This is a genomic window from Stappia sp. TSB10P1A, from assembly GCF_900185725.1.
Taxonomy (GTDB): Bacteria; Pseudomonadota; Alphaproteobacteria; order Rhizobiales; family Stappiaceae; genus Stappia.
On record NZ_FYAU01000024.1, the window covers coordinates 1 to 26,852 of the forward strand.

Consider the following 26,852-nt stretch of genomic DNA (forward strand, 5'->3'; position numbering starts at 1 on the left):
GGCGTGTCGCCGTCCGGCGCGCTCTCGGTCTTGCTGCCGCCGCCGAAGATCGCCGCGATCTGGGCGCGGCGCCGCTCGGCCCGCTCCTCCGCCTCGGTGATCTCGATGATCTTCTGCTCGTCCTTGCGCTGCTTCTGCGCCACCGCCATCTCGACGGTCGGCGGCACGCTGAATTCCGGGCATTTCGCGGTGGCGCGGAAGGGCACGCCCTCCACCAGCGGCACCGCGTCGAAGACATAGCGCTTCTCGCAGACGTCGATCTTCGGCGGCTGCTTGGTCACCTCGAAATGGTCGTAGCCGCGCTTCAGCATCTGCCAGAAGTCGTAATGCTCCGACTTGCGGTGCTTGGCCATGTTTTCCGCGGTCATGCGGAAGGGGAAGGCCTGCACCTGGAACGAGCGCTGGCCGCCCTTGAAGCTCTCGCGTGCCAGCGCGTAGATGTCCTGCACCTGCTCGTCGGTCATCGCGTAGCAGCCGCGCGAGGAGCAGGCGCCATGCACCATCAGATGCGAGCCGGTGCGGTTGTGGGAGCGGTCGAACTGGTTGGGAAATCCGAGATTGAAGGCAAGATGATAGCTGGAATTCGGGTTCATCAGCGCCGGAGTGATCTCGTAGAAGCCCTCCGGCGCCTGCCGGTCGCCCTCCTTGACCTTCGGACCGAGTTCGCCCGACCACTTGCAGATCTCGAACGTCTGCAACAGCGCGTAGCGGCCCGAGCGGGTCTGCTTCCACACTTCCAGCGTCGAGTCTTCCTTGAAGATGCGCAGCATGATCGGGCTCGACATGGTCATGTCCAGCCCCGACATCTTGGTCTTGATGCTGGCCCTGACGTCCCGCAGGTGCTTCGGGCCGGTGCCCATCATCTCGTCGGCCTGACAGCCGGCGAGCGCGCCGGCCAGCGCCAGCGTCATCAGCACCCTGCGAGTGTTCCTGCCAAACCGCGCGATACCCAGCGCCATCGTCTCTGCCCGTTCGAAGCTGCCCGTCCGAAACTACGCGTACGAATCTACCCGCCCGAATCTACCCGTCCGAAAACGCACGCCCAAAACCGCCAGCCTGCGCGTCTTGCGGCAAATATGCGCCACGCCGACCCGCAAGGCCAATCACTTGGGAGTTAGTGCCGGAAGCCCCACCGACCTGCCCGCGCCCGATCACCGGTCCCGGCTGCTGGTCCTGAGGCACGGCCCCCGCCCCGTATCGCCTTGCTGACGCAAGATTCCGGCGTTTTCGCGGCGAGGAGCGACGGGCGGTGCCGCCGGCCTTACAGCGAGCGGCCGATGGCGAGAAACTTGTCGCGGCGATGGGCGCGGATCTCCCCGGCGCTCATGCCGTCGAAGCGGGCGAGCGCGGCGTCGAGCACCGAGCCGGCGCGGTCGATGACGATGGCCTTGGCCCGGTGCGCGCCGCCGAGCGGCTCCTCGACGATCTCGTCGATCACCTTGAGCTGGATCAGGTCCTGCGCGGTGATCTTCATGTTGGTGGCCGCGTCCTGCGCCCTGGCGCTGTCGCGCCACAGGATCGAGGCGCCGGCCTCCGGCGAGATGACACTGTAGATCGCATGCTCCAGCATGGCGACGTGATTGGCCGTGGCGATGGCGATCGCCCCGCCCGAGCCGCCCTCGCCGATGATCAGGGCGATGTTGGCGGTTCCCAGTGCGAGGCACGCATCGGTCGAGCGGGCGATCGCCTCGGCCTGGCCGCGCTCCTCGGCGCCGATGCCCGGATAGGCGCCGGCGGTGTCGACGAAGGAGACCACCGGCAGGCCGAAGCGCTCGGCCATCTGCATGATGCGCACCGACTTGCGGTAGCCCTCGGGCCGCGCCATGCCGAAATTGTGCTTGAGCCGCGACTGGGTGTCGGCGCCCTTCTCCTGGCCGAGGATCGCCACCGAGCGGCCGCGGAACCGGCCGATGCCGGCAATGATCGCCGCGTCCTCGGCATAGCCGCGGTCGCCGGCCAGCGGCGTGAACTCGTCGACCAGCCCGGTGATGTAGTCGGCCGCGTGCGGCCGGTCCGGATGGCGCGCCACCAGGGTCTTCTGCCAGGGCGTCAGCCGCGAATAGAGGTCGCGCAGGGTCTGCTCGGCCTTCGCCTCGAGCCGCTCGATCTCGCCCGATACCTCCACCGTCTCGCCCGATCCCGCGACCGACCGCAACTCGTGGATCTTGCCCTGCAGGTCGGCGACGGGTTTTTCGAACTCGAGAAAGCTGTGCATCGGATACCGGTCCAGAAAGTCGGAGGCGCGGCCTCATGCCGGCGCCGGGTCAGTTGCGGCGCGACACTGGCGAGGGAGGCTGCCGCTGTCAAGTTGCCCGCCGCGTCGACATGGGCTCGCGGCGCCGAAAATGCAAGCGCCGGCGGGAATGGTCCGCGCCGGCGCTTGCGAAATCGGAGGTCAGTTCGGAGCTGTTTTGTCTCAGCGGGCGGCCTGATCGTTGCCGGGCTTGAAGTCGAGCTGGCGCGGCTCAACCACCAGCGTGCCGCTCTTGGTGCCCATCTCGATCCGGTAGGGCACGAAGACCCGGCCCGAGCCGAGCGGCGCCAGCCAGGCTTCCATCTGGCGGTTCTCGGCCATGTATTGCACCGACTGGGTGGAGGGACGATGGCCGGCGACCGGGATCCAGCGGGCCGAGCACACCACCACCTTGCCGTCATAGCCCTTGCCGGAGACCTCGCGGACCTCCTTGTAGCCGAGCTGGATGTCGAAGCGGGTCCAGCCGTCGAACACCGGGATGCGGCGGTCGCAGACCGAGGCGTCGGGCTGGCCCTTGGTCGCCTTCACCGGCATCAGGATGGCGCTGAGCGGGTCGACCACGTCGCGAATGTGCTGCTTGGTGACCTCGATCCGCTCCGGATTGGGCTTGAATTTCGGCGTCACCTGCATCGAGCGCACCGCGCCCGAGCCCTGCGCCAGATCGACGAAGAAATCGCGGTCGGCGGCACGCGAGGCCATCTTGTAGCTGGACGGCACCACCTTCTTGCCGGACACCCAGCCGGAGGCCTCGGCCCCGCCCTTGCCGGCGGAGAACAGCGTGCCGATGCCCGCCGGCTCCATGCCGACCTTGGCCGAATAGGCATTGGCCTGCAGCACCAGCGACAGCGAGCCGCGGGCGATCTTGAAGCCGGAAACGGAGATGTCGTAGACGCCGCCGAGCCGCGCGGTTTCCGCCAGCGCCGGGGAGGCGGCGAACGGGGCGGCGAACAGGGCGGCGGCGGCCAGTCCTGCGGGGAGCAGGCGACGGGACCTTGCAAGGGAAACAGAGAGCCTGGACATCGGAACCTCATGACACCGCGCGGCCACGGCCGGCCTGACACACCTCGACCCTGCCGAACCTGCCCCTTGCCCCGTCGAGACACAGGCCGGACCTGGCCGGAACAACGAAGATCAGCCCCGCACGGACCGGACGGCCTGCCCGGACAACCGGACCTTGCCATGCGGGACGGCGCGCCGCTCCTGCCTGCATTCTCGCCAGACAGGGTAACCGCATGGTTAACGCAGTGCAAATGACACGGCCGGCATCGCTCGCCGTTTCGCGCCCGCGTTGCCGCGCTGCCACGGCGGGGCGAGCATGGGACCGCCGCGCCCGGCGGCTTTCGCGCTTTCCCGTGCAAGATGCCTTGACGGCGCGGCGCGCGCCCCGTATAGCACAGGCCGACTTTTCAACCATTGCCGGTCAATGGGCGCCGGGCCGTGCGGTCCGCGAACGCCCCGGCAATCTCCGAAAGGGGCATCCGCCCCGTCTTGAAACGATCGGGGCTCGCCCCGAGACCCTTGAAACGCTCGGGCCTGTCCCGAAAACAAAGAAAAAGGTGTCCCATGGCACGCCGTTGCGAACTCACCGGCAAGGACGTGATGACCGGTAACAACGTCAGCCACGCCAACAACAAGACGCGCCGCCGGTTCCTGCCGAACCTGTGCAACGTGTCGCTGATCTCCGACGCGCTCGGCGAGACCTACAAGCTGCGCATCTCCGCCCATGCCCTGCGCTCGGTCGAGCATCGCGGCGGCCTCGACGCCTTCCTGCTGAAGGCCGCCGAGAGTGACCTGTCGCCGAAGGCCCGCATCCTGCGCACCGAGATCAAGCGCCGCCTCGCCGCTTCGGCCGCCGCCGCGGCCTGATCCGCACGCCGGATCCGCACGTCTGGCAGGCTCGCCTGCCGGGCCTGATGCGATCACCGACGACCAAGCTTGCAAGAGGCGCCATCGCGCCTCTTTTCGCGTTCCGGCATCGGCGCGGCCGGTTCCGAACGCCACCAGACCGGGACCTTTTCGCCATGACGCAAGCCCCCTCCCGCTTCACGCCGGCCTCCTTCACCGCCGCCCAGGCTGTGCAGGCGGTCATCGCCATGGCGGCGGTCATCGTCGCCTCCAACATTCTCGTGCAATATCCGGTCGCCGCGACCCTCGGCGGGCTCGACCTTGCCGACCTGCTGACCTGGGGCGCCTTCACCTATCCGGCCGCCTTCCTGGTCACCGACCTCACCAACCGCCGCTTCGGCCCGGTAGCTGCACGCAAGGTCGTGCTGGTCGGCTTCGCGCTGGCCGTGCTGCTGTCGGTGTGGCTGGCGACCCCGCGCATCGCGGTCGCCTCCGGTTCCGCCTTCCTGCTGGCGCATCTGCTCGACATTGCCGTCTTCGACCGGCTGCGCCGCTTCGCCTGGTGGCTGGCCCCGGCCGTCTCTTCGGCGCTGGCCTCGGTGCTCGACACGGTGCTGTTCTTCGGCCTCGCCTTCTCGCTCGCGGCCACCCCGCTGCTCGGTCATGGCGACGAGTTCGCCACCGCCGCCGCCCCGTTCCTCGGCGTCTTTTCCCTGGAGCTGCCGCGCTGGCTGTCCTGGGCCGCCGGCGACCTGACGGTGAAGCTGCTGGTCGCCGCCGCCCTGCTCGTGCCCTACCGGCTGCTGCTCGCCGTGCTGGTCCCGGCCGCCGCCAGCGAGCGCGCCAACCGCGCCTGATCCGGCCGCAGCCTTCGAGACACAAAAGCGCGCCCTCCGGCGCGCTTTTTCGTCTCCGGAGAGGAGCGGCAAGCGCTCTGGAAATGAATGGCCCCCGGCTCTCCGGCTTTGCCTGCGGCCGGGGTGACGGCGGAGGGTGGGGCAAGGCCGCGCCTCTCTCTCAGGATGTCATCCCGGTCAAGCGCAGCGCAGAACCGGGAACCATTGGCACCCTCGGCAGGCGCGCGATGGTGCGTGCGCTGCCCCCTCGCTCCTGCCTCTCCCCGCGTCATTCCGGCCAAGCGAAGCGCGAGCCGGAACCGGCGAGCCACAAGCGGTCGTGGGGACGTCGGGGCGCGCATCCGATGGGCTTCTGCCCCCCGAGCGCTCATCCGCTTGCGCAGATCCTCAACGCGCCTCCTACAGCGCCGGCGCCGGCAACCCGCGGCGGGCGCAGGCCGCCTGCACCGTGTTGGCGAGCAGGCAGGCGATGGTCATCGGCCCGACGCCGCCCGGCACCGGCGTGATCGCCCCGGCGACCTTCACCGCCTCGTCGAAGGCGACGTCGCCGACCAGCCGCGTCTTGCCCTCGCCGCGTTCGGGCGCCGGCACCCGGTTGATGCCGACATCGATCACCGTCGCCCCCGGCTTCACCCAGTCGCCGCGCACCATCTGCGGCCGGCCGACGGCCGCCACCAGGATGTCGGCGCGCCGGCACAGCCCGGCGATGTCGCGGCTGCGCGAATGCGCCATGGTCACCGTGCAATTGGCGTTCTGCAGCAGCAGCGCGACCGGCTTGCCGACCAGGATCGAGCGGCCGAGCACCACCGCATCGAGGCCGGAGAGATCCCCGCCATGCGCCTCGCTCGCCAGCATCACGCAGCCCTTCGGCGTGCAGGGCACCAGGCCCGGCCGGCCGAGCACGATCCGCCCGGCATTGGTCGGATGCAGCCCGTCGACATCCTTGGCCGGGTCGATCGCCAGCACCACCTTGTCCGTATCGATCTGCGCCGGCAGCGGCATCTGCACCAATATGCCGTCGATCTCCGGGTCGGCATTGAGCCGCGCCACCAGGGCGAGCAGCTCCGCCTCCGGCGTCTCCGCCGGCAACCGGTGCTCGATCGAGCGCATGCCGCACTCCTCGGTCTGGCGCACCTTGTTGGCGACATAGACCTGGCTCGCCGGGTCCTCGCCGACCAGCACCACCGCAAGGCCGGGCCTCACGCCGGGGCCGGCCTTCAGCGCGGACACCGCCTCGCGCACGTCGGCCCGCAGGCGCGCCGCCCGCGCCTTGCCGTCGATCAGCTTTGCAGTCATGGAACCTCCGGGGACACCGTCAAAGTTGGGCAGAGTTGGGCAAAGTCGGGTTACTTTAGCCGCCCGCCGCCGGCGATGTCGGCAAGGCGAGCGGCAATCGCTTGCGCATCCGCGTCATCGCGGGCGGCAAGCACGAATGTCTTGAGCCGGGCCGTCGCGCCCGCGGTCAGCCGCACATCGCCCTTGGCAAGGCCGAGTTCGCTAGCCAGCACGCTGGCGACGGCCGCATTGGCCGCGCCCTTGTCGGCGACGGCGCGCACCCGCACGCAGAGCACGGCGCGTCCGTCGGACAGCCGCGTCAGCCCGTCGATGCCGTCGCGCGCGGCGCGCGGCGTTGCCCGCACCGCAAGGCGCACCCCGTCCTTCGTCACGCTCCAGGCCGTCCCGGCGTCGCCGGTCATCGCGGCTGGCCCGGCCGGCCTCAGAACACGTTGGGATAGACGTAATAGGCCAGCAGCCGCTGCAGCAGGAAGATGCCGAGCAGCAGCACGATCGGCGACAGGTCGAGCCCGCCCATCGACGGCACATAGCGGCGGATCGGCCGCAGCAGGGGTTCGGTCAGGTTGTAGAGCACCTGTCCGATCATCGCGACGAACTGATTGCGCGAGTTGATGACGTTGAAGGCATAGAGCCAGGAGAAGATCGCGCTGGCGATGATCACCCATGTGTAGAGATTGAGGATGAGGAAGATGACATCAAGGATGGCGCGCATCGGGAACGGGTCTCCGGCTGGAGCGAAAGGGCTGTTTCCCCTCATGTAGCCGCCACGCGCGCCGGCCGCAAGGCTCCAGGCCCACGCGTCCGGGCGCCGCGCAGGGGAGATCGCCAGGCTTTCGTCCTCCGCTTTGCCGGCCTCCCGCCAACCGCCCCCACTCGCGCCAACCTCCCGCCAACCTCGGGCCAGCCGCCTCGCCGGCGCGTCGAGAGCGCTCCCCGAGACGCTTCCCGAGACGCTTCCCGAGATGCTCCCCGAGATGCTCCCCGAGACAGTCCCCGAGGCTCTCTCGGAAACGCTCCCGTGCGCCTCGGGGGGCTGTCGGGGCAGGCCTCCAGCCCTCCTGGCAGTCTGTTGGCGGCCCTCCTGGCAGTCTGTTGGCGGCCGTCCCGGTAGTCTGTTGGCAGCCGTCCCGGTAGCCTGTTGGCGGCCGTCCCGGCCGGTGGGGGAAACGCTTGACAGGACCGCCCGCCCTCCCCTAAATGCCGCTCACGCTCGACGAGCGGGGCCGTAGCTCAGATGGGAGAGCGCTGCAATCGCACTGCAGAGGTCAGGGGTTCGATTCCCCTCGGCTCCACCACTTTTTCGCTCACGCAAAACTCGCTTCGCTCGCCTGCTCCGCGGGGGCGGGCCAAAGCCCGGGCCGCGGTCGCGGCCTTGTTCCGGTGCGCGGTTCCTCCGCCCACCTCCACCAATTTTCCCTTCCGTTGAAATCACGCGCCGGAAGCGCCGGCCAGGGCCCTTCGCGCTGACCTGCAAGGTCGCCGCGCGGGCATGATGACCTGTGCAGAAAACGGCAGGCAGGCAAGGCCGGGCGATCTGGTCACGCGCCTCGGCGGCAACGAATTCGTCCTGCTGCTCCCCGAGACCACCCTTTCCGAGGCCCTCGCACAGGCGATTCGCTGCAAGGTGGCCGTGTCGCCGCTAACCGTGGGCGATCACTCCGGTTCGCGTCGGGCGACGCTCAGATCGCCCCTTTTCAGCATCAGATAGCGATACATGACCGAGGAGAAATTCTGATTGTCCGCCCCCGACGTCATGACGCCCGCAAGCAGGTCGAGATAGTCCTGCGCCCAGCGCGCGGCCCAGGTTGCGGTGTCCTCGTTCGGCAAGGCACCCGCCATGCGCCGCACGTCGACCCGCACATCCGTGCCCGACCGCAGGGCCTGCAGCCAGTAGATCGGCACCCCCAGCGCCTGGGCGACCTTCGGCACCGTGTCGAGCAGCGTGCAGTTCACGCCGAACAGGCTGCCGACCGCCTCGCTCCGGAAGCCGACCCTGGCGTTGGCCTCGGCGGGAAAGTCGGGGGTGGAGAAGACGCTCATCCCGCCTTTCAGGCATTTGACGATGCGTGCTGCCGCCAGCCGGTCTGTCATTTGAATGATCTCGTAGCTGCGGTTTATGTCCGAATGGCGGGTCTTCGAGCTCACCAGGAACGCGGTGTTCCGGAAGTGGTTTTCGAGGAAAATCAGGTTCCCGAGCCCAAGATGCGTTCCAACGATCAGCGTGGGAACACGCGACCGCATGCGCTCTTCCAGCTCGGCGAAGGCCTCGCTCCGCTCGAATGCGAGTTTGGCCTCGGAGCGCACATTGCGAGAGGCGATGACCCGTTGGAGATAGGTCGCGTGCTGCGCGCGTGCCAGCCACGCTTGCCCGACGCCACCGCCCTCACCCTGAAGCTGCCATGCAATCAGCCCGGCGACCGAGGGCAGGCCCGGTTCGGCCTGCCCCTCTTCCGCGGCCACGAACAGGTCGCGCAGGTCCTCGCCGCTCACCGGTCGGTAACGGGGATAGGACGGGATGGTCAGTTCGCCCAGGTCATCGTGATGGCCCAGGAAATGCCTCGAAAGCCTGATGGCGTTGGAAGCGCTCGGCGTCTGCCCGTCCGCCTGGCTGGCGATCAACGCGGGGAGCACCTCCGGACGGCCCATCATCCGCAAGTCGCATAGCATCCAGGATTCGAGGGTCAGCGCGCCGGAGCAGACCCGCTCGACGAGAAACGCCGCCCCGCCTTCGGCATCGCCGAATGCGAGGAACAGGGCATAACGCAGCTTCAATGCCGGCGCATGAGCAGGGTGATGCGCCAGCACGGTCTCGATCGTCGCCAGCGCGCTGTCGAACCGTTCCGTCTCGAACTCTGCCCGCGCCTTCAGCGCCAGCAGCAGCACATCGCCGAGCGACTGGACGCAGGCGCGCCTGGTGCGCTCCACCATCTCCGCCCATGCGCTCGTGCCCATGGCGACCTGCGCCCGCAGCGCATCGATCGTGAACTCGGGAAACCGGCTCTCGGCCCCGGCCAGCAGGTGCTCGAGCCTTGCCATCACAGCGCGCGAGGGCGCCGTCCCGAAGCCCCACCGCCCCGCGGCCGACACCAGCCGCGTCACATGGTCGAGGATCGAGGGGGCGTGCCTTGCATCCTCGATCAGGAGGTCCGTGAACCTCTCGATCTCCCCCAGCATCAGCAGCAGATGGGCCAGCGCCCGCCTGACCGCGGTGTGGTCTCTCAAGGCGTCCGAAAGCCCGGCGGCAAAGGCTTCCGCTTCCTCGATACGCTCGGCGGTGACAAGCCCGTTCAGGACCAGCGCTGCGGCTTCCGGGGAGCCGGTGTCCTGGTGCCAATAGGCGAGCATCCGCGCATGGGCCTCGTCAGCCCGGCCCTCGTTTCGCAACAGGCGGATCTCCAGCCGCTGCAGCGCCGGAGTGAGTGCCTCCCCTTGCGCGATCTGCGCGTCGAAGCGGCCCCGCGCGCGGTCGAAGCGGCGCAGGTCGAGGTCCAGCCCGATCCACAGGTCGGCGTGTCGGTGGCGCGAAGCGGACAGCACCGCCTCCACGCCGCTCATGTCGCCCGCCTGCGTCAGCGTCACCGCCTTTTGCCGCACGAAGCCCTCGTCGTCCGGCCAGCGGTCCAGCGTCGCCTCGCACAGCCGCAAGGCCGCCGTATGGTCGAGGGCGAACCGCTCCAGCCCGATCGCCTGCATCACGGCCTCGCGGCTGTCGGGCGCCTCCTTCAGCGCCGCCCGCACGGCCGCGAGCGCGGCCCGTATCTCGCCGGCATCAGCGAGACAGCGCGACGCCTCCACCTGCAAGCTCGCCCGCGCCTGCGGCTGGAGAGCCTCCCACTGTCCCAGCACCCGCTCGATGATGTCCCGCGCGCCCGACGGGTCGCCGGCACGGCGCAGCGCCACCGCATGGCGCAACTGCGCCTGCCACTCGTCCGGATGCCGCCGCGAAAGCACGGCCCCGGCGGCGGCGGCCGCGGCGAAGTCCTTCATCCGCGTCAGGAGTTCGACCCTCAAATAGAGCGCCGGCTTGTGCATCGGCTCGGCCGCCAGGACCTCCTCGGTCAGCGCCAGGCTCTCGGCGTGCTCGCCGTTCCAGTGCAGCGACACCGCCAGTTCGTACTTGATCAAAAGGCTGGCGGGATGCCGCCGCATCCCCTCGCGCAAGAGGCGGATGCTCTCGTCGACGCGCCGGCCCTGCCGCAGCACATTCCCCTGCCTTGCGACCGCCGCCGGGTCGTCGGGCTCGCACCTTGCGGCGTCTGGCGTGTCTGACATTGAGCGACTTCTTGCCTTGGCTGCAGCGGCTCAGGCCGCTGCCGACTTCTCGATCAAGGTGGTCTCGATCACCACCGCGGACAGTCCCGAGGTCATGAACACCGCCAGCGCATCCTCGGGCGAATGGACGATCGGCTTGCCCATGATGTTGAAGCTGGTGTTGAGGACGATCGGAACGCCGGTCCGCTCGCCGAAGCATCGCACCACCCCATGCATCCACGGCGCATTGTCCGGCGAGACGGTCTGCAGCCGCCCGGTGCCGTCGGCATGGACGACCGCCGGCACCTGCCGGGCCCTCGCCTCGCGCCAGCGCAGCGTCATCGACATATAGGGCGAAGGCTGGGCACGCTCGAACCAGTCCGCGACATCCTCCTCGCAGACCACCGGCGCGAAGGGGCGATAGGGCTCGCGCCCCTTTACCAGCCGGTTGATCCGGTCCTTCATGTCGGCCGGACGCGGATCGGCCAGGATCGAGCGGTTGCCGAGCGCACGCGGACCGAACTCCGCCCGCCCGCGCATCACGCCGACGATCTTTCCCTCGGCCAGCAGCTCGGCGACCCGGTCCTCGCTGCCCGCCGAAGCATCGCTCACCCGCGCGATGCCGCCGAGAGCGTCCAGCCGCGACAGCGCGGCCGTGGCGGCGACCGACCCCAGATACGGCGTCGCCGCAAGCACAGGCACGCAGGGTGTCTTCGTCGTTTCCATCCAGCTCAGCAGCGCCGCGCCGACCGCATTGCCGTCGTCGGCGGGCGCGGGCGGCACGAACAGCCGGTCATAGCCCATGCGCCCGGCGATCGTGCCATTATAGGAGGAGTTGAGCGCGCAGCCGCCGCCAAGGATCAGGTTTCCGTCCGACCCGTCCGCGCTTTCGCACAGGATCCGGTCGGCGAGGATCGCATAGGCGGCCTGCCCGCTCGCCGCAAGGTCCGCCGCGCTCATCAAGGGCTCGCCCGCCGCGCGGGCGAAGGTCCTGATCCTGGCAGCAAGGGGCAGCAGCGCCTCCCGCTCGACGAAGCGCAGGCGGCCCCGGTCCACCTCCAGCAGCGACGTCAGCGCATCGCGGATCTCCGGCCGGACCGTCCCATAGGCGGCAAGCCCCATCACCTTCCACTCTTCGCCGAGCCGCCAGTCGAAGCCGCAGAGCTGCGTCAGCCAGGCATAGAGCGTTCCAAGGCTGCCGGGCCCCCACGAGCGCCAGCGGCGCTTGAGCACCCGCTCGCGCAGGTCGAACATCGACACGGCGCCGGCCTCGCCCTCCCCGTCGATGACGAGGCAGGAGGCGGTGTCGACGGGGGCGAAGGCGCAGGCCGTCACCGCATGGCACAGGTGATGGTCGTAGCGGCGGACCTCCGGCATCTGCTGCGCGAGGCCCAGCCGCAGCAGCGAGGCGCCCGCGTGCGTGTTGATCCCGGCCTGCAGCTCCCGCAGCCACAGGGCATCGGTCACGGGCAGCAGGTCGCCCATCAGCTCGACCGGCAGCTCCGCCTTGGCCTTCTTCCACGAGGTCGCGACCGCCAGCGTGTCGGAGCCGAAGTCGAAGCCGATCTGGCTCAAGGCGGAGGCAAGATGCGGCACATGGTCGGGGGCAATGCCCCAGGCCCGCTTGTCCTGCAGGAAGCGCTCGCTCGCCTCGGCGAAGACGAGCTCCCCGCCGGCAGTAACGATCGCCAGCGCCGGGTCGTGCCCGGAGGTGGAAAGCCCGAGGTGAAACAGCGCCATCAGGCTGCCATGCGGTCCGCTATCGACCGTGCGAAGTCGCCGAGCGTGTCGTACTGGAAGATCTCGGCGGGATCGACCTCCACGTCGAAACGATCCTCGACCTCGCCGCACACCAGAACGGCATCGATCGATTGCAGGCCGAGATCCGACAGGGACATGTCCATCCGGATCTGGTCGGCCGAGGTCTTGGTCCGCTGGGCAACCTGTTCGCGAAGGAAGGAAAACAGGCGCGATTCGCTGGTGTCAGTCATGATTGGGCTCTGTTCTGCTGAAGATGCATGGAAGCGTGCTGAGGGCGACGGTTTCCGACATGGGGTGATAGCGGTGCGCCTGGACGTCGAGCGCAAGGTTCGGGAAGCGGCGGAAAATTGCGGGAATCGCCTGCTTGAGGACCATCATGGAGAGCGTTGCGCCGACACAGCGGTGCAGACCCTTGCCGAAGGAAACATGTCCCTTGCCGGCGGGAGCCTGCCGGTTCAACACATGCACGTTCAGCCGCGCCGTGTCGCCGGCCTTCATCGCCAGATCCCCGAGGGACAGGTCGGTGCGGGCGACGCGGTAGATGAATTTCGGGCCGCTGCAACGCGCGACCAGCTCGTCGATATGCGCCTCGACCCACGCCTGCCCGCTCGCCGCACTGCGCTCCTCGGCGGGCTGCGACAGGATCGACAGCAGGGCATTCGACAGCGTGTGCGACAGGTTGAAGCTGGCCCCATACAGCACCAGCACCACCGCCTTGAGATCCGCCTCGTCGAAGCCCGCCGGCGCATCGGCAACCAGATGCTCCAGCAGCGACGGCGGCCCGTCGGATGCGGCAGGCACCTGCATCAGGGACAGCGCCTCGGTGAAGACCGCCTGCACGCGCCGCAGCTTGCGCATCGAAAGCCAGGGCTCCAGCACGTCCTGCAGATGCGGCGCGATGGCATCGAACCGTTGCGGATCTTGGCAGGAGATCCCGAGAATGCGCGTCATGATGCTCCTGCGGAGCGGATCGGCATAGTCCGACACCAGGTCCGGCCGCGTCGTCGCCGAAAGCGCCTGCAGCGCCGCGTCCAGGGCCGCATCGACGACGCCGCGCCAGGGCGCGAGCTGCGCCGCGCCCAGGAAGCGCATCAGGACCTGCTTGAGCGCCTCGTGCCGCGCACCGTCCATGAAGAACAGGGCGTTTCGCGCGATCCGTGTCGCCTCGCCCATGTCCTCGCCGCTCGCCTGCGACAGCAGCGTCAGATGGCTTTCCATCGGCGGCGGCGCGAAGGCGTCGTTGTCCCGCAGGATCCGGTGGGCGCTGCCCATGTCGCGGATGTCGCAAAGGCGCGCGCTCATCCGCCGCGAGGTCTTGCCGATGGAGCACGGCAGCGCCGTGGGGGCCTGCATCATCGGCGTCACCACGAAGCGGCATTCGTCGGTCTTGAGGGTGATGTCGGGAAAGGTCCGCGCCAGGATCGGGATCGCCGTCTCGATCAGCATTTCGCTGAGGAACACCCCGGGGCATCTGTGCGCGCCGCTGCCGAAGCTCATATGGCTCTGGCGCGTTCCCCTGTCCGCGCGCAGGCTGTCCGCGCGCAGGCAGGCATTTGCCGCCACGATGTCGACGACAGCGGACTGCCCCTGGTGATACGGGCAACCGGCGACGTCCCTCGCCTCGGTCGCCACCCGGACCAGGGTGCGGGTGGACTGGTAGAGGCCGAGCAGCTTCTGGGTCTCCTGCGCTCCCCAGCCGGGCCCTCCCGCATCGGCCCAAAGCTGCGCCGGGCCGCTGAGCAATCCGTAGAGCGCGAAAGCCAGCGATTGCGTTGCCGAGTTGGAGCCGACCAGCAGGCCGATGACGAAATAGTCCGGCTCCAGCCCGTCCGGCAGGTCGCCCTTGCGGCGGCGCAGATAGGCCAGCAGGCTTTCGGGCGCGGAACCCTCGCCCTCCCCGGTCTGCGCGCAGGTCGAGACCAGCAGGCTCGCGGCACGGGTCAAGGCCTTGAGCGTCGGCAGCGACAGATAGGGTTCCGTCAGCCGCTGCGCGGTTTCGGCGGCTTGAAAATGCTCCCGCGTCGGCGGCATGTCGAGGCCGAGGATCCGCGGCATGACTTTGAGAAACAGGGGGATCGTCGCATCCCGGACGAGGTCCGGGTCGCGCGCGGTTTTGAGCTCCTCGCAGACGCTGTGGCACGCCTCTTTCATCAAGGGCCGCCACGGCGCCAGGCCCGACTGGCTGAAGAACGGGGCGATGACCCGGCGCACCTTGAGATGGGCCTCGCCGCTCATCGCCACCAGCGTGTTGGCCGACAACCGGCGCAACGCATCGAGGTCGACGCCGCCGCGCTCGGCGATCTCGTCGAGATAGCGGTCGATGCGCGGCAGTTCCAGGTCGCGCAGCACGGCGACGGCCATCGCCGGCGTCTTCACGAAACTGTCGGGATCGGACCAGACATGCCGTGTCATGATACGGCCTCCGCAACCTGCGCCGTGTCGAGGCAGATAGCCGCGCCATGCAGGGAGGCCAGATCGTGCGCCACCTGCTGGCGCCGGATCTTGCCGCTGCTGGTGCGCGGCAGCGTGCCGCGGGGAAGCAGGGCGATGCGATCCAGCCGGACGCCGCAGCTCGCCGCCACCGCCTTGCGGATGCGCGCGGCGAGCGATGCAGGCTCGTCCATCGGCGCGGCGCCGGCCCGCAATTCGATCAGCAGTTCGGCATGGCCGGGCTTGGAGCCGGCCCCGGCGAAGGCCGCCGCCCCGGACGGGCTGAGGTCGCCGTGTTCGCGCGCGGCAAGCCATTCGACTTCCGCCGAGGCGACATTGCGGCCGTTGACGATGATGACGTCCTTGGCGCGCCCGGTGATGTGGAGATAGGCGCCGGAAATGCCGCCAAGGTCACCCGTCCTCAGCCACCTTGTGCCGTCGGGGTCCGTGGCGAAATCCTCGGTCTCCCCGGCATCGCGGCCAAGATACCGCTCGCAGACCGAGGGTCCTGTCAGCCAGATCTCGCCGGTCGTGCCGTCGGGCAGCGCCTGGCCCGTCTGCGGATCGGCGATCCGGATATGCCCGCGCGTCTCGCCGGACAGAAGGCAGCCCTCGAAGCCCGCCCAGGGCTCGGGAACCGTGTCCCGGCCGCGCACGGGGCCCGCCTCGCCGGCCGCGAACAGGGTGCATTCCGCCATCCCGTAGCAGGCGAACACCGCCTCGCGGGCAAGGCCGTTCCCCGCAAAGCGCTGGTGAAACCTTGCCGGCAAGCCGCTCGGCACCGGCTCGGCCCCGCAGAACGCCCTCTCCCATGAGCTGAGGTCGAGCCCGTGTGCCTCTTCCTCGGAGATCCGGTTGAGGCATTCGAGAAAGGCGAAGGTCGGGCCGCCGCTGATCGTGCCGCGCCACTCTGAGATCGCCTCCAGCCAGGCGGCCGGGCGGCGGATCATGTCGAACGGGCTCATCTGCACCGAATGCGCGCCCGACAGCAGCGGATAGAGGATGCAGCCCATCAGCCCCATGTCGTGATAGTGCGGCAGCCAGTTGACCATGACGCTGTCGGCATTCATCCCCCAGAGCGAGCGGATCAGCCCGCAATTGTGGCGGATCTGGTCGGCCGTCACCGGCACCGCCTTGGGAAAGCGCGTCGAGCCGGAGGTGTGCTGGATCACCGGGAAGACGCAAGGCTCCCCGGCAGCAAAAACCTCCCGGACCGGGACGGGATCGTCGACGGCCAGCACCGGACAGGCCGGCGCCCCGCTCCGTTCTGCTGATCCGCCGGCCAGTTGCTGTTCCACCATGGCGCGGTTGTTGGTGGTGCACAGCACCGCCCGCGCGCCGCAGGTCCGCGCCATGCGCGCCAGCCGGCCCGGCGGGTCGGCAGCGCGCGGCGGGGCGACCGGCACCAGGGTGCCGCCGCCGAGCAGCGTCGCCACCAGCGCGACCAGAAACTCCTCGCCGGCCGGCAGCGCCACCATCAGCACATGCGGCCCTTCGCCGAGGCAGCGATCCCAGAGCGCCTGCATCTCCACCGCGCGCGCCGCCAGCTCCGCCCCGCTCAGCGTGCGGTGCCGGCCGCGCCGTCCCAGCACGGTGACCAGCGGCGCGTCGTGGCGCTGCTCGAGCACCGCCGCGATCTCGCGTTGAAGGCCTGTTTCGCTCACGCGCCTGTCCATCGGATTGCTTGATCTGGTCGTGGGGGTCAGGCCGGCTGCGCGAGCGGCGCTTCGCGGTCCAGCCGGATCCGCCGGCTGTCCTGCTGCGACAGCCGACCAAGCGAGGTGAAGGAATTGAGGAAGATGGCAAGCGCGGACGACAGGTCGCGCGCAATCTCGGGGCGCTGGTGCGACAGGTCGTTGACGGCGTCGATGACGCGGCGCGCCCGCGGGTCCCTGGCCGCCTGCCGCAGCAGCCGCAGCACGCCGGAGGCGCCCTTGCCGGGCGTCACGATGTGATCGCTCGCGCGCAGATGCTCCGGCGGCGGGGCAAGGATCGCGGAAAGGTGCTCGAAGCGCTTGATCGCGTTGTCCGGCTCGTGCAGCGCCTCGACCAGCCAGATGGCGCCCTCGGCCAGTTGGCGGCGGGTCATCTGCCGCGGCTCGATATTGGTCCACAGGTCGCCGCCTGGAAAATTGGTGTTGTCGCGGAAGAGCCGGCCTTCGGCCGCCATCTTCTCGTAGAGCGGGGTGGCGATCGGGGCGACCAGCACCGACACCCGCAGGTTGACGACCGGCAGGGCCATGCCGAATTCGAACTGGCGCTCGAAGCACCCCAGGTCGTCGTGGTCGAAGCCGACCATCATGCCGCCGGTCACCGTCAGCCCGCCGGCGACGATGCGGCTGATCTCGGCGACGAGGTCCCGGCGCAGGTTCTGGCGCTTCTTGACCTCCTTCAGCGCCTCCTCGTTGCTGGTCTCGATGCCGACGAAGATGTCGCGCAGCCCGGCCCTGTTGCACAGCTCGATCAGTTCCGCATCGCGCGACAGGTCGATCGAGGCCTGGGTGGCGAACTGGACCGGCTGGCGGCCGTCGCGCCCGTTCCAGCCGGCAAGCCCTTCCAGCAGGACGCGGGATTTTTTGCGGTGGACGGTGAAATTGTCGTCCGACAGGTTGATGCTGCGATAGCCGAGATCATAGAGCACCTGCGCTTCGGCCAGCACGTTCTCGATCGGCTTGTGCCGCTGCACCCGGCCGAGATACTGGATCACGTCGCAGAAGCTGCATTCGAACGGGCAGCCGCGGCTGGTCTGGATCACGCCGCTGATCGCCCGGTCGTTGCGGTAGAGATCCCAGCGCGGCACCGGCGAGCGTCCGAGATCGGCCTGGCCGCACAGGTAACGCGGCTTCAGGGCGCCGGCGAGAAGGTCGCGGCTCACCTCGCTTGCTACGGTCTCGAACTCGCCGATGATCAGGCTGTCCGCCTCGCCGTCGAACTCGCCGGGGGCCAGCGACACATGCGGACCGCCCATGATCACGCGCCGCCCCATGGCGCGGAACCGGCGGGCGATCTCGATGCCGCGGGCGGCCTGGGAGACGTTCATGCTGATGGCGACGACGCCGGACGGGTCGTCGAAATCGACCTCCTCGATCATCTCGTCGCACAGCCGGATGTTGAAATCGCCGTCCAGCAGCGCCGCGACGGTGGTGATCCCCGCCGAGGCCAGCAGGGCATAGCGCTCGTCGATGTTCAGCACCTTGTCGGCCACGAGCGCCTCACTGCCGAAATCCGGCAATGGAGCGATGAGATATACGTCCATCGGCGTCCTGATTCTCGCCGCCCCCCAGGTGGCACCGCACATCATATATGACACGCTCGGGATTCGTCAGGGGGCGGGGCATGTTTTTCGCAGCCCGCCCCTTCAGCGCACCGCCCTATCCCTTTGGTCTTTCGGCAGTTCCCGCCCCCACGCGGCCGGCGGCAGGATGGCGCCGGCGATCGGCGCCGCGCAGCCGGCGAGCCGCCACGGGCGCATCGATATAACCCGACCGGGAAAATTCCGGCTGGTTGCACCGACACCCCCTCGTATATGAAGACGGGAAACTGGCAGGCAACGGAAGCGGGGGAGGCCCAATGGGCGCGGACGGCGGACACCCAAGTGAGCCGTGCATCTGGCTCGTTCAGGGGCATGATCTCAGCGAAAATGTTCGGGCTTGGTTGCCCGCCGAAAGTTTCGAAAACGATGGCAGAGTGCCCGAACCGATCCTGATATCCATCAGGCAAACAAAAGTCGGATGGTTCCTGCCGCAGGACCGCTTCCCAACCGAAAACTATCCGCGTCCCAAGCACTATCCACCGGCGCACGAACAGCCGGCACCGCAGATCTTCTCCAATGGTTTCATTTTCCTGGCGGGCGAAAGCGCCGAGGTGGTGCGAAGCTTCGACATGGGCGAAGGCGCGCTCTATCCCGTGCGCCTGTGGCATCCGGACGGCAAGACCTTGATGCCGGGCGCGTTCTTCTATCTGAGCCAGGGCAACAGAAAGGACGCCTTTCTGCAGGAGCGATCCGACAAGGAGGGCATCGATGCGATGTCGCAAGGGAGATGGCGCATTGATATCGTTCATTCACGGCCGCCACTGCTGTTCTTCTCGGAAAGCGCGCTCCACGGGCCGGACATCTGGTGGGACAAGTCGATTTACAAGCACTTCTTCATAAGCGACCGGTTGAAGCGCGCCCTCGATCAGCAACGCCTGTCGAGGGACTGGCACCTCGTCCGATGCCCGGTCGTCTTCGACTGAGTTTGGCCGGCGCAGTTCCCTCAGCCGCCCCCCCAAAAAAACGCGCGCGAACCATACAGCCCGCGCGCGCCAGTCGCCATCCCCGCCGGAAGGGCCGGCGGAAGCTGCTTACATCTTGCAGTCCTGGGCCAGGCTGTCCTTGTAGTCCTCCACCACCTTGCGCACGAAGGACGTGGCGTATTTGCCGTCGTCCCGCTTCACCACCGTCAGCATGTGGAAGTCCTGGATCGGATAGTGGTTGGTGTTGAAGGAGAACTTGCCGCGCACCGAGGAAAACTCGGCCGCCTCCAGCGCCGCGCGCATCGCCGCCTTGTCGTCCGTCTTGCCGCCGGTCTTCTCCAGCGCGCTGGCGATCAGCAGCGCCGCGTCATAGGACTGGGCAGCGTAGGAGCCCGGCACATAGCCGTATTTCTCCTCGAAGGCGGCGACGAAGGCCGTGTTGGTCTCGTTGTCGAGATCCGGCGCCCAGGATCCGGCCGACAGGAAGCCGACCGCGGCGTCCTGCTGGCCCGGCAGCGTGGACTCGTCCGTGGTGAAGACCGAGAGGAACTTCATCTTGTCGGAGAGGCCCGCCGCGTCGAACTGCTTGACCAGCCGCACGCCCATGCCGCCCGGCATGAAGGCGAACAGCGCATCGGCGCCCGAGGTGGAAATGCGGGCGATCTCGGCGGAGAAGTCCTGATGGCCGAGCGGAGTATAGACCTCGTCCGCCAGCGTGCCCGAGAAGGTCTGCTTGAAGCCTTCGACATTGTCCTTGCCGGCCTGGTAGTTCGGCACCATGGCGAAGACGTTCTGGAACCCCTCCTCGACGGCGATCATGCCGCTGACTTCGGCCGGCTGGTTGTTCTGGTAGGAGGTGACGAAGAAATACGGGTTGCAGTTGCGCCCGGCAAAGGTCGAGGGACCGGCATTCGGGCTGATCAGGAAGGTCTCAGCCTCCACCACCGGCTTGAAGATCGCCTGCAGCATGTTGGAGAACACGGTGCCGACGACGAAGTCGACCTTCTCGCGCTCCAGCAGCGAGCGTGCCTTCAGCAGCGCCACGTCCGGCTTCAGCTCGTCGTCCTCGACGATCAGGTTGACCGGCTGGCCGCCGAGCTGGCCGCCGTTCTGCTCCAGCGCCAGCCGGAAGCCGTCGACGATCTGCTGGCCGAGCGCGGCCGGCGGGCCCGACAGCGTCACCACCATGCCGATCTTGATGTCCTGCGCCCAGGCCGCCGAGCTCGTCAAGGCGCCCAGCGCGACGCCGGCGGCAAGTCCGGTCAGTTTGCGTGTCCACGTGCAAGTCATGATCATTCCCCTCTTCTCGCCCCGTGTCGGGGTCGATGTGCCTCTGGCGGCCTCAGGGCGCGCAGCGCCCTTGCCCGCCGACAGTCCTGCCGGTCTCCCGTCCACCGGTCTTGTTGTGCGCCGCGGCCCTCAGCCGGCCTTGCGCGCGGCAAAGCCCGCCATCCTGGCGTAACCCTCGACGATCGCCTTGCGGTCCTCGTAAGACAGCACATCGTCGATATGGTCGAAGCGGCGCGGGCTCAGCCGCTCCACCTCGTCGATCACCCGCTCCGGCCCGCCGCGCCGGTTGGTGCGCACCACCTCCGCCGTCTTCGGCAGCCGCTCTTCCTCGTAGCGGTACAGCGCCTCGCGCGGATGCTCGGCCGCCGCCATGTGGTCGGCCAGGCACCTGGCGTCGAGGATCGCCTGCGCCGCCCCGTTGGAGCCGACCGGATACATCGGGTGCGCCGCATCGCCGAGCAGCGTCACCCGGCCATGGGTCCAGCGCGGCAGCGGGTCGCGGTCCGCCATCGGATATTCGAAGACCGTGCCGCTGGCCCGCACCAGGGCCTCGACGTCGAAGCCGGGGACCGTGAAGCGCCTTGCATAGGGCAGCACCCGCGACAGCGGCGCCTGGCGCGACCAGCTTTCGGGCGGCGGCGGCGACACCGAGCCGTCGGCAACGCGCACATTGACCACCCAGTTCATCAACTGCCGGCCGTCGCTGGCCGGGGCGATCGGGTAGAGCACCAGCTTGGCCCCCAAGCCGCCGGCGATCGCCATGGTCTCGCCGTCTTCCCACACCGGCCATTCCGCCGCCCCGCGCCACATCACGACACCGGCCCAGCTCGGCGGCCCCTCGTTGGGGTAGAAGCGCTTGCGCCCGACGCTGTGGATGCCGTCGGCGCAGATCAGCACCTCGCCGCGCAGGGTGCGCGAGGCGAGGCCCTCCGCCGCATCGGTGAAATGCGCCGTGACGCCGGCCTCGTCCTGCACGAAGCCGGAGAGCCGCAGCCCGGTCAGCACCGCGCCCTCGCCCATCCGCTCGCACGCCGCGTCGTAGAGCACCTTCTGCAGCCGGCCGCGATGGATCGAGAATTGCGGGAACTTGTGGCCGGCATGCAGGCCGCGCAGCTCGCGCCACACTTCCTGCCCCTGCCGGGTCAGGTAGCGCAGCTCGCGGGTCCTCAGCCCCACCTCGTCCAGCCGGTCCAGCAGGTCCAGCCCGGCCAGCTCCTCGATCGAATGCGGCAGCGTGTTGATACCGACGCCGACCTCGCGCACCTGCGGCGCCTGTTCCACCACCTGCACCTTGATGCCGCGCTGATGCAGCATCAACGCGGTGGTCAGCCCGCCGATGCCGGCGCCCGCGATGAGGACGGTCATTGTCCCGCTCCGGCGTCTTCCGGCGGCAGGAAATCGATGGCATGGGCGGCGGAGACCGCGACGATCTCGGCCGGATCTGCGCCCTCGCCCATCGTGTGCAGCGCCCAGAACAGATCGTAGAGCTGCAGCGTCGGCGTCACCCAGAACAGCGTCTTGATGGTGCTGTCCGACTTGTTGAAGATCCCGTGCGGGATACCGCGCGGCAGCTTGACCAGGTCGCCCGGCTCGCCGATCACCTCCTTGCCGTCCAGCAGGAAGGTGAAGCGCCCTTCCAGGATATAGAGGAACTCGTCCTGGTCCGGGTGGATATGCGGCGGCACGAAAGTGCCGGGCGGCAGCGTCGCGTGCCAGGAGAAGCATTCCTCGGTCATCTGCTTGGGCACATAGGTCTGGCCCAGGATGTTCCAGCGGATCTGGTCCAGGCTCTCGCGGGACTTGACGATACCGGGCTCCATCGCACTCGTTCTCCGTTCTGTCTGGCGCGCGCTTGCTGCTCCCGCCGGGGAGCCGACAAAGGCGTCGGTGATCGGCGATGCCGGGTCCTTGAGCCCCTCCAGCACCGTGAAATGATTGTGGTTGCCGTCGACATGGGCCCGCGCCGGCACGTCGAGCCCGCCCCAGATGTCGGCGAGCAGCTTCGCCTGGCGGATGAATTCGGGCCGCTCGCCGCCGCCGACCCAGCAGGTCAGGGGCGCCGCCAGCCCCGGCTCGGCGAGCACGGCGCTTTCGGCCCGCGCCTCGGCAAGGTCGAGATGCAGCGTGTCGTTCATCCCCGTGTGCAGCAGCGGCCGCAGGTCGTGCAGGCCGCTGATCGACAGCGTGTGCTCGATGCGGTTGCGCACCCCCGCCTCCAGCGGGCTGTCGGCGCAGATCATGCGGGTCACCAGATGGCCGCCGGCCGAATGGCCCGACAGGCGGATCGGCCCCTCCACCCGCGCCGCCGCATGGGCGATGGCGAGGGCGATCTGGCCGGTGATCTGCGAGATGCGCGCCTCGGGGGTCAAGGTGTAGCTCGGCAGGCACACGGCCCAGCCGCGCGCCCGCGCCCCTTCGGCAAAGTCGGTCCAGTAGGACTTGTCGAGCCGCATCCAGTAGCCGCCATGCACGAAGACGGCGAGGCCGCGCGGCGTCCCTTGCGGCCAGACGATGTCATAGACCTCGCGCGGATGCGCGCCATGGGCCTCGCGCGAATGCGCGCCATAGGCAATGTCGAGGTCGAGCCGGTGGCCGGCCGCCTGCAGGGCGGCGCGGTAGTCGGCCGCACGCCCCGACCAGAAGCCGGGCAGTTCGTGCGAGTTTGCCACATGGGCCATGTTGGCGAAGGCGTCGTCCCAGTCTCGGGCGGGGGGCAGCAGGGGCATCGGTCTCGGGTCTTGGATCTCGGGGGAAGACTGCGGCGGGCGCGGCGGCTCCGCCTGCGGCGGGCCGATCAGGCGTCCCGCCGACGGGCGGATAAGCCGGGCTTTCAGGCGGGCTTTCAGGCGGGCGATCAGGTGGCGCAGCACGCCGCCCGCTCTCTCGCCCGGCATGCCTGCGGCCGGGCCTGTGGTCAGGCGGCCTCCGGCGGCGGCAGGAAGTCCACCTCATGCAGGGCCGACAGGCGCACCAGCTCGGCCGGATCGGTGACCCCGTCCAGCACCATGAACAATTCGTAGAGCTTGCGCGTCGGCGACACGCCGAAGACGCAGCGCGCCGTTTTGCCCGAGCGGTTGAAGATGCCGTGGGCGACGCCCATCGGCATGCGCACCGTGTCGCCCGGCCCGGCCCGCACCACCTCCGCGCCGAACTCGACCTCCAGATTGCCCTCGATCAGGTAGATCCATTCGTCCTGGGTCGGGTGGATATGCGGCGGCACGAAGGTCCCGTCCGGGATCGTCGCGTGCCAGATGAAGGCGTCTTCGCTCTTCAGCTTGGGCACATAAGTGTGCCCGACCACGGTCCAGGAATGTCCGTTGAGACCGGTATCGGCCTTTGTCACGCCAGGTTGCATTGTCGAGGCTCCGTCTGGACAGGGTTTTTTTGCGTTTTGTTCAGCCGAGCCTGCACCGGAACCGCAAAAACCCTTATCCAGAAAACGAACCTCTCTTGCGGCAACTCTTTTAGACTTGAAATATCGCCGGGAACTTGCGTTGATCACCCGGTCGGGACCCTGATCCCCCGGGGGACACCATGACTGCCGAACGCATTTTTCCGGCGCGGGAGTATTTCGCGCGCCATCCGCTGCTGCGCACCAGCGACCTCGACGAGGCGCGCCACCGCGTCAGCCAGAAGCTTTGCGACCATCGGCTGGAGCTCGGCGACCGCCGCGCCAGCCTCAGCGTGCGCCACAACGCGGTGCAGGGGCGCAACCTGTCGCTCAACTATCTGTCCTATGGCACCGAGGTCACCGTCGAGCCGGGCCTGCTGGAGTCCTTCTACCTCCTGCACATCCCGCTGTCGGGCCGCACCCGCATCCAGCATCGCGGCGAGGACATGACGGCGACGCCGGCGGTGGCGGCGGCGGTCCTCAATCCCGACCGCCCCGCCCGGCTGCACTGGGGCGAGGACACCAGCAAGATCCTGGTGCAGATCAACCGGGCGCATCTGGAGGAGGTGGCGCGCGACCTTGTCGGGGCGCCGCTGCCCGGCCCGGTGCGGTTCGACATGACGGTCGACCTCGCCTCGCCGCAAGGTCGCCAGTTGCACCGCGTCGTCGCCGCCTGCCTCGAGGCGGCGGAGGGAGGCCACCTGTTCCAGCGCCCGCTCGGCGGCCGCGACCTGCGCGCCGAGCACGACCTCGCCCATGCGCTGTTGATGCTCCAGCGCAGCAACATCAGCCATATCATCGAGCGCGCCGACGGCCAGGCGCGCCCCCGCGCGATCCGCCTGGCGCTCGACTACATCCATGCCAATCTCGCCGAGCCGATCACGCTCGCCGACATCGCCCGCGCCGCCGGCATCAATGTCCGCACCCTGCAGAAGGGCTTCCAGCGGGTCTTCGGCCTGTCCCCCATGCAGGTGCTGCGCAATGCCCGCCTCGACACCGCCCATTACCAGCTCATCGCCCATCGCGACGCGCCCAGCGTCACCGAGGCAGCCTTCTCCTGCGGATTCTCCCATCTCGGGCGCTTCTCGCGCGACTACAAGCAGCGCTTCGGTCACTCGCCGAGCGCGCGGCGGAGCTTGTCCCCGGTCGGCGCCTGAGCGCCGGAACGCGCGTATCCCCATGCAGCGGGCGCGCGGTGAGCGCCGGAATTGAGACGGAAAAATCAAAATTCTGCGAGATTGAGACGGAATTTTGCAAAATTCCGCGCAAATTCGCGCAAAATCCCGCGATCGCTTGTCCCCGCCGGGTCCCCCTGCTGTTTCGCGGCGTTCCGCGGCTGCGCGCTCCTGCGCCCTCGTCCTGTCCCCGGCGCGCAATCAAATTGATTTTTGACGTCAGTTTGCTATCAAGCGCGGCGGGAAACGTGGTTTTCCCCGCCGCACCGGCAAGCATGGTCCCGTAGCTCAGCAGGATAGAGCATCAGATTCCTAATCTGAGGGTCACAGGTTCGAATCCTGTCGGGATCACCAGCTTTTGATCTTCTCCCCTCCCGATCGACCGTCCCGGACGCGTGGCCGGCCCCTGGCTGTCCCCGCAACAACCCGTACGGAATATTAAGCCTCACCGGGTAGGGTTTCCCGGTCGACCGCAGAGGAGTTCCCGGCGTTGCGCCTGTCGCCAGTGACATGGGCCGAAAGGATCTTGCCCGCCGCCCTGTTTTCGCGCGCGCAGCCGCTGCTTGCCCGTTGCGAGGAGATCCTGAAGGGCGAACCGGACGCCTCCCGCGCCCAGCGCATGGCGCTCACCGTGTTCGCGATCCGCGTTCTCGGCGCCGTTCTCGCCTATGCCATGCAGGTGATCCTGGCCCGGCTGATGGGGGGATACGAATACGGCATCTATGTCGTGGTCTGGACGCTGGTGGTGGTGCTCGGCGTCTTCGCCCCGCTCGGCTTCTCGTCCTCCGTGCTGCGGCTTATCCCCGAATACCGGGCACAGGGCCGGCACGGCCGGCTCAGCGCCCTGCTGGTCGGCAGCCGGCTCGCCGGCGGGCTCGCCGCCACCGGCATCGCCCTTGCCGGCATCCTTGCGGTGTGGCTGGCCGGCGACCTGATCGCCTCGCATTACGTGCTGCCGCTGGCGCTCGGCGCCGTCTGCCTGCCGCTGTTCACCATCGGCAGCATCCAGGACGGCATCGCCCGCGCCCATGACTGGCCGCTGCTGGCAATGCTGCCGACCTTCATCTGGCGGCCGCTGGCTATCCTCGTCGGCCTCGCCGCCGCCGCCTTCGCCGGCATCCCGGCGACCGCGACCAATGCCTGCATCGTCACCATCCTCGCCACTTGGGGAGTAACGCTCGCCCAGATGCTGGTGCTGTCCCGCGCCCTGCCGCGCGAGCCCGGCGCCCGCCCGGCGCGCGGCGACTGGACCTATCGCGACTGGCTGCGCCTCTCGCTGCCGATCCTGCTGGTCGAGGGTTTCTTCCAACTGATCACCAGCGCCGATGTGGTCATGGTCAGCCTGTGGGAGAGCCCGCAGCAGGTGGCGATCTATTTCGCCGCCTCCAAGACGCCGGCGCTTGCCCATTTCGTCTATTTCGCCGTGCGCTCGGCCAGCGCCCACCGCTATTCCCGTCTCTACCACGGCGGCTCGCGCGACGAGCTCGGCAGCTTTGTCCACGACACCGCCCGCTGGACCTTCTGGCCGACCCTGGCCCTGTGCGCCCTCTTGGTGCCGGCCGGGCCCCTGCTGCTGTCGCTGTTCGGCCCCGGCTTCCTCGCCGGTTATCCCGCGATGCTCATCCTGCTCGCCGGCGTCCTCGCCCGCGCCTCCGTCGGCCCCGCCGACGCCCTGCTGACCATGGCCGACCAGCAGGGCCGCTGCGCGCGGACCTATGTCCTTGCTTTTTCTATCAATATCGCGCTCAACGTCACGCTGATCCCGCTGCTCGGGATCGATGGCGCGGCCATCGCCACCGCCGCCGCCATGGTCTTCGAGGCCGGCGCCCTGCGTCATCAGGCCCGCCGGCATCTGGGCGTCGATCCGTTTATCCTCGGCGCCAGACCGGGCCGGACCGCACCGTGAGCCGCACCGCATGGCCTGGCCGCCGTGCCAGAGCCTTCGCCCAAATCCCCGCAAGGTTAACCAGTTATCAACGAAACGGGTTCAATTGCCCGCGTCCTGTGGCATCTTCCGGGCGTGCTGCCGGCGACTGCCCCCGCGATGGGTCGGGCGCGCCGGGCCG

Annotated in this window: 22 protein-coding genes, 2 tRNA genes and 1 pseudogene; 8 read left to right on the forward strand and 17 right to left on the reverse strand. The window is 68.7% G+C overall.

Annotated elements, in window-relative coordinates; translation table 11 throughout:
• The 3 genes from TSB10P1A_RS08585 to TSB10P1A_RS08595 form a co-directional block, all read right to left on the reverse strand.
• Nucleotides 1–959: murein L,D-transpeptidase family protein (locus tag TSB10P1A_RS08585; protein ID WP_186387512.1), on the reverse strand; the 959-nt coding region annotated here is incomplete at its 3' end.
• 302 nt (nt 960–1,261) lie between these two features.
• Complete coding sequence (locus tag TSB10P1A_RS08590) at nt 1,262–2,215, reverse strand: acetyl-CoA carboxylase carboxyltransferase subunit alpha (protein WP_186387513.1); 954 nt, start codon at nt 2,213–2,215, stop codon at nt 1,262–1,264.
• Nucleotides 2,216–2,416: 201 nt separating this feature from the next.
• Nucleotides 2,417–3,274, reverse strand: a complete 858-nt coding sequence (locus TSB10P1A_RS08595) for a DUF3108 domain-containing protein (RefSeq protein WP_186387514.1) — start codon at nt 3,272–3,274, stop codon at nt 2,417–2,419.
• Between the two features lie 543 nt (nt 3,275–3,817).
• Here TSB10P1A_RS08595 and rpmB point away from each other — a divergent pair.
• Both rpmB and TSB10P1A_RS08605 read left to right on the forward strand, forming a co-directional pair.
• The gene (gene rpmB / locus TSB10P1A_RS08600; protein WP_186387515.1) at nt 3,818–4,120 is read left to right on the forward strand and encodes a 50S ribosomal protein L28; all 303 of its coding nucleotides are present in this window, start codon (nt 3,818–3,820) and stop codon (nt 4,118–4,120) included.
• Between the two features lie 155 nt (nt 4,121–4,275).
• Nucleotides 4,276–4,956: a VUT family protein gene (locus TSB10P1A_RS08605; RefSeq protein ID WP_186387516.1), complete on the forward strand. Its 681-nt coding sequence runs from the start codon at nt 4,276–4,278 to the stop codon at nt 4,954–4,956.
• Between the two features lie 399 nt (nt 4,957–5,355).
• Here the strand turns inward: TSB10P1A_RS08605 and folD are convergent, their stop codons facing one another.
• Genes folD through TSB10P1A_RS08620 form a run of 3 tightly spaced genes read right to left on the reverse strand, consistent with a single transcriptional unit; the run spans nt 5,356 to nt 6,964 of the window.
• Nucleotides 5,356–6,252 carry a bifunctional methylenetetrahydrofolate dehydrogenase/methenyltetrahydrofolate cyclohydrolase FolD gene (gene folD, locus TSB10P1A_RS08610; RefSeq protein WP_186387517.1) on the reverse strand — a complete coding sequence of 299 codons (897 nt, stop codon included), beginning with the start codon at nt 6,250–6,252 and terminating at the stop codon, nt 5,356–5,358.
• A gap of 50 nt (nt 6,253–6,302) precedes the next feature.
• A complete protein-coding gene (locus TSB10P1A_RS08615) occupies nt 6,303–6,653 on the reverse strand; it encodes a DUF167 family protein (RefSeq protein ID WP_186387518.1) in 351 nt (116 codons plus the stop codon).
• A gap of 20 nt (nt 6,654–6,673) precedes the next feature.
• Nucleotides 6,674–6,964 carry a YggT family protein gene (locus tag TSB10P1A_RS08620; protein WP_186387519.1) on the reverse strand — a complete coding sequence of 97 codons (291 nt, stop codon included), beginning with the start codon at nt 6,962–6,964 and terminating at the stop codon, nt 6,674–6,676.
• Nucleotides 6,965–7,471: 507 nt separating this feature from the next.
• On the opposite strand from TSB10P1A_RS08620, the gene TSB10P1A_RS08625 reads away from it, so the two are divergent.
• Together TSB10P1A_RS08625 and TSB10P1A_RS23985 are read left to right on the forward strand one after the other, a co-directional pair.
• Nucleotides 7,472–7,547 (forward strand) — tRNA-Ala (locus TSB10P1A_RS08625).
• A gap of 197 nt (nt 7,548–7,744) precedes the next feature.
• The gene (locus tag TSB10P1A_RS23985; protein WP_371515082.1) at nt 7,745–7,960 is read left to right on the forward strand and encodes a diguanylate cyclase domain-containing protein; all 216 of its coding nucleotides are present in this window, start codon (nt 7,745–7,747) and stop codon (nt 7,958–7,960) included.
• Here TSB10P1A_RS23985 and TSB10P1A_RS08635 read toward each other — a convergent pair.
• The 6 genes from TSB10P1A_RS08635 to TSB10P1A_RS08660 are packed head-to-tail and all read right to left on the reverse strand — an operon-like array spanning nt 7,906 to nt 17,950.
• A complete protein-coding gene (locus tag TSB10P1A_RS08635) occupies nt 7,906–10,524 on the reverse strand; it encodes a tetratricopeptide repeat protein (protein WP_186387521.1) in 2,619 nt (872 codons plus the stop codon). The genes TSB10P1A_RS23985 and TSB10P1A_RS08635 overlap by 55 nt on opposite strands.
• 30 nt (nt 10,525–10,554) lie before the next feature.
• The gene (locus tag TSB10P1A_RS08640; RefSeq protein WP_186387522.1) at nt 10,555–12,243 is read right to left on the reverse strand and encodes a carbamoyltransferase C-terminal domain-containing protein; all 1,689 of its coding nucleotides are present in this window, start codon (nt 12,241–12,243) and stop codon (nt 10,555–10,557) included.
• Complete coding sequence (locus TSB10P1A_RS08645) at nt 12,243–12,494, reverse strand: acyl carrier protein (protein WP_186387523.1); 252 nt, start codon at nt 12,492–12,494, stop codon at nt 12,243–12,245. The genes TSB10P1A_RS08640 and TSB10P1A_RS08645 overlap by 1 nt, the downstream gene beginning before the upstream one ends.
• The gene (locus tag TSB10P1A_RS08650; protein WP_186387524.1) at nt 12,487–14,676 is read right to left on the reverse strand and encodes a cytochrome P450; all 2,190 of its coding nucleotides are present in this window, start codon (nt 14,674–14,676) and stop codon (nt 12,487–12,489) included. Before TSB10P1A_RS08650 ends, TSB10P1A_RS08645 begins: the two co-directional genes overlap by 8 nt.
• Nucleotides 14,673–16,358 carry an AMP-binding protein gene (locus TSB10P1A_RS08655; protein WP_186387525.1) on the reverse strand — a complete coding sequence of 562 codons (1,686 nt, stop codon included), beginning with the start codon at nt 16,356–16,358 and terminating at the stop codon, nt 14,673–14,675. The genes TSB10P1A_RS08650 and TSB10P1A_RS08655 overlap by 4 nt, the downstream gene beginning before the upstream one ends.
• 38 nt (nt 16,359–16,396) lie before the next feature.
• On the reverse strand, nt 16,397–17,950 hold the full coding sequence (locus tag TSB10P1A_RS08660; RefSeq protein WP_186387526.1) for a radical SAM protein: 1,554 nt from the start codon (nt 17,948–17,950) through the stop codon (nt 16,397–16,399).
• 314 nt (nt 17,951–18,264) lie between these two features.
• Between TSB10P1A_RS08660 and TSB10P1A_RS08665 the strand changes: the two genes are divergently transcribed.
• Nucleotides 18,265–18,930, forward strand: coding sequence for a hypothetical protein (locus TSB10P1A_RS08665; RefSeq protein ID WP_186387527.1), 666 nt, complete (start codon nt 18,265–18,267; stop codon nt 18,928–18,930).
• 108 nt (nt 18,931–19,038) lie between these two features.
• Here the strand turns inward: TSB10P1A_RS08665 and TSB10P1A_RS08670 are convergent, their stop codons facing one another.
• The 5 genes and pseudogenes from TSB10P1A_RS08670 to TSB10P1A_RS08690 form a co-directional block, all read right to left on the reverse strand.
• Entirely contained in the window at nt 19,039–20,226 is a 1,188-nt protein-coding gene (locus tag TSB10P1A_RS08670) for an ABC transporter substrate-binding protein (RefSeq protein ID WP_244293052.1), read from the reverse strand.
• 123 nt (nt 20,227–20,349) lie between these two features.
• Complete coding sequence (locus TSB10P1A_RS08675; protein ID WP_186387528.1) at nt 20,350–21,585, reverse strand: flavin-dependent oxidoreductase; 1,236 nt, start codon at nt 21,583–21,585, stop codon at nt 20,350–20,352.
• A complete protein-coding gene (locus TSB10P1A_RS08680) occupies nt 21,582–22,040 on the reverse strand; it encodes a cupin domain-containing protein (RefSeq protein WP_186387893.1) in 459 nt (152 codons plus the stop codon). The genes TSB10P1A_RS08675 and TSB10P1A_RS08680 overlap by 4 nt, the downstream gene beginning before the upstream one ends.
• Before the next feature lie 51 nt (nt 22,041–22,091).
• Nucleotides 22,092–22,946, reverse strand: a pseudogene (locus TSB10P1A_RS08685) (alpha/beta hydrolase); the annotation flags it as partial.
• Nucleotides 22,947–23,134: 188 nt separating this feature from the next.
• Nucleotides 23,135–23,575: a cupin domain-containing protein gene (locus TSB10P1A_RS08690; protein WP_186387529.1), complete on the reverse strand. Its 441-nt coding sequence runs from the start codon at nt 23,573–23,575 to the stop codon at nt 23,135–23,137.
• Between the two features lie 179 nt (nt 23,576–23,754).
• Between TSB10P1A_RS08690 and TSB10P1A_RS08695 the strand changes: the two genes are divergently transcribed.
• The 3 genes from TSB10P1A_RS08695 to TSB10P1A_RS08705 all read left to right on the forward strand — a co-directional run bounded on the left by TSB10P1A_RS08695 (nt 23,755) and on the right by TSB10P1A_RS08705 (nt 26,692).
• A complete protein-coding gene (locus tag TSB10P1A_RS08695) occupies nt 23,755–24,768 on the forward strand; it encodes an AraC family transcriptional regulator (RefSeq protein WP_186387530.1) in 1,014 nt (337 codons plus the stop codon).
• A gap of 295 nt (nt 24,769–25,063) precedes the next feature.
• A tRNA-Arg gene (locus tag TSB10P1A_RS08700) sits at nt 25,064–25,140 on the forward strand.
• Between the two features lie 172 nt (nt 25,141–25,312).
• Entirely contained in the window at nt 25,313–26,692 is a 1,380-nt protein-coding gene (locus TSB10P1A_RS08705) for a lipopolysaccharide biosynthesis protein (protein ID WP_208987051.1), read from the forward strand.
• The last annotated feature ends 160 nt before the right edge of the window (nt 26,693–26,852 follow it).

Bases quoted from the DNA above. Each gene is read 5' to 3' on its own strand.
- TSB10P1A_RS08590 (WP_186387513.1), bottom strand. From the start codon at position 2,215: ATGCACAGCTTTCTCGAGTTCGAAAAACCCGTCGCCGACCTGCAGGGC.
- TSB10P1A_RS08595 (WP_186387514.1), bottom strand. From the start codon at position 3,274: ATGTCCAGGCTCTCTGTTTCCCTTGCAAGGTCCCGTCGCCTGCTCCCC.
- rpmB (WP_186387515.1), top strand. From the start codon at position 3,818: ATGGCACGCCGTTGCGAACTCACCGGCAAGGACGTGATGACCGGTAAC.
- TSB10P1A_RS08605 (WP_186387516.1), top strand. From the start codon at position 4,276: ATGACGCAAGCCCCCTCCCGCTTCACGCCGGCCTCCTTCACCGCCGCC.
- folD (WP_186387517.1), bottom strand. From the start codon at position 6,252: ATGACTGCAAAGCTGATCGACGGCAAGGCGCGGGCGGCGCGCCTGCGG.
- TSB10P1A_RS08615 (WP_186387518.1), bottom strand. From the start codon at position 6,653: ATGACCGGCGACGCCGGGACGGCCTGGAGCGTGACGAAGGACGGGGTG.
- TSB10P1A_RS08620 (WP_186387519.1), bottom strand. From the start codon at position 6,964: ATGCGCGCCATCCTTGATGTCATCTTCCTCATCCTCAATCTCTACACA.
- TSB10P1A_RS23985 (WP_371515082.1), top strand. From the start codon at position 7,745: ATGACCTGTGCAGAAAACGGCAGGCAGGCAAGGCCGGGCGATCTGGTC.
- TSB10P1A_RS08635 (WP_186387521.1), bottom strand. From the start codon at position 10,524: ATGTCAGACACGCCAGACGCCGCAAGGTGCGAGCCCGACGACCCGGCG.
- TSB10P1A_RS08640 (WP_186387522.1), bottom strand. From the start codon at position 12,243: ATGGCGCTGTTTCACCTCGGGCTTTCCACCTCCGGGCACGACCCGGCG.
- TSB10P1A_RS08645 (WP_186387523.1), bottom strand. From the start codon at position 12,494: ATGACTGACACCAGCGAATCGCGCCTGTTTTCCTTCCTTCGCGAACAG.
- TSB10P1A_RS08650 (WP_186387524.1), bottom strand. From the start codon at position 14,676: ATGACACGGCATGTCTGGTCCGATCCCGACAGTTTCGTGAAGACGCCG.
- TSB10P1A_RS08660 (WP_186387526.1), bottom strand. From the start codon at position 17,950: ATGGACGTATATCTCATCGCTCCATTGCCGGATTTCGGCAGTGAGGCG.
- TSB10P1A_RS08665 (WP_186387527.1), top strand. From the start codon at position 18,265: ATGGGCGCGGACGGCGGACACCCAAGTGAGCCGTGCATCTGGCTCGTT.
- TSB10P1A_RS08670 (WP_244293052.1), bottom strand. From the start codon at position 20,226: ATGATCATGACTTGCACGTGGACACGCAAACTGACCGGACTTGCCGCC.
- TSB10P1A_RS08675 (WP_186387528.1), bottom strand. From the start codon at position 21,585: ATGACCGTCCTCATCGCGGGCGCCGGCATCGGCGGGCTGACCACCGCG.
- TSB10P1A_RS08680 (WP_186387893.1), bottom strand. From the start codon at position 22,040: ATGGAGCCCGGTATCGTCAAGTCCCGCGAGAGCCTGGACCAGATCCGC.
- TSB10P1A_RS08690 (WP_186387529.1), bottom strand. From the start codon at position 23,575: ATGCAACCTGGCGTGACAAAGGCCGATACCGGTCTCAACGGACATTCC.
- TSB10P1A_RS08695 (WP_186387530.1), top strand. From the start codon at position 23,755: ATGACTGCCGAACGCATTTTTCCGGCGCGGGAGTATTTCGCGCGCCAT.